The sequence below is a fragment of the Kitasatospora sp. NPDC056531 genome, assembly GCF_042794375.1.
GTDB lineage: Bacteria > Actinomycetota > Actinomycetes > Streptomycetales > Streptomycetaceae > Kitasatospora.
In genome coordinates this window covers 1-1,096 of the sequence record NZ_JBHTTU010000325.1, presented here as the reverse complement: position 1 = coordinate 1,096, position 1,096 = coordinate 1, and the positions used below count along the sequence as shown (strand labels likewise).

At 78.2% G+C, this 1,096-nt stretch carries 1 protein-coding gene; it reads left to right on the top strand.

Features of this window, described 5'->3' with window-relative positions; all coding sequences use genetic code 11:
* A partial coding sequence (locus ACFQ87_RS46120) for an NB-ARC domain-containing protein (protein WP_380617031.1) occupies positions 1-1,096 on the top strand: 1,096 nt, incomplete at both ends.

Below are 1,096 nucleotides of genomic sequence, written 5' to 3'. Positions count from 1 at the left end.
AAAGCGCCCCCGCCACCGCCCCCGCGCGGTGGCCCTTCCCCCGGCGCCCCCGCGGCTTCTCCGGGCGCGAGGAGGAACTGGCCGCGCTCGACCGGGCCACCGCCTCCCCCGGGGCGGTCGCCGTGGTCGCCGGCGGGGCCGGAGTCGGCAAGACCACCCTGGCCGTGCACTGGGCCCACCGCCGTCAGGCCGACTTCCCCGACGGGCGGCTGTTCGTCGACCTGTGCGGGCACAGCCCGCTGCCCGAGCGCTCCACCCCCGCCGTGCTGCGCGAACTGCTGCTCGCCCTCGGGCTGCCGGCCGAGCAGATGCCCCACCCCCCCGAGGCGCTGGCCGCCCGCTACCGGGAACTGACCGCCGGGCGCAGGATGCTGATCGTCCTGGACAACGCGCGCACCTCCGGCCAGGTCCGCCCGCTGCTGCCCGACGGGGAGGGCTGCGTCACCGTGGTGACCAGCCGCGACCGGCTCGGCGGGCTGGTCGCCTCGGACGCCGCCCGGCCCGTCCCGCTGGCCGAGCTGTCCGCGCCGCAGTCCGTCACCCTGCTCGCCGACACCCTGGGCCCGGAGCTGGTCTCGGCCGAGCCCGAGGCCGCCGCCCGGCTGGCCGCCCTGTGCGACGGGCTGCCGCTGGCGCTGCGCCTGGCGGCCGCCCGCGTCGCCACCTGCCCGACCCGGGGCCTTGCCGCCATGGCCGACGAACTGGCCGACGAGCAGGGCCGGTTGAGCCTGCTGGACGTGGAGGACACCAGCGTCGCGGCCGCCCTGGCCCTGACCGTGCAGCACCTGTCCGACCCGGCCCGCCGGATGTTCCACCGCCTCGGCACCCACACCGGCGCCACCCTCGACAGCCGCACCGCCGCCGCATTGGCCGGCTACGGACTGCCCCAGGCCGCGGGCGCGCTGGGGCAGTTGGCCGCCGCCCACCTGGTCGTCGAGATCGGCCGCGACGCCTACACCCTGCACGACCTGGTCCGCCTCTACGCCCGCAGCCTGCCGCTGCGCCCGGGCGAGGACGACGCCGAGGTGCTGCCCCGCCTGCTCGACCACCTGGTGAACACCATGCTCGCCGCGTGCGCCGCCGCCGAGCCGGGCAG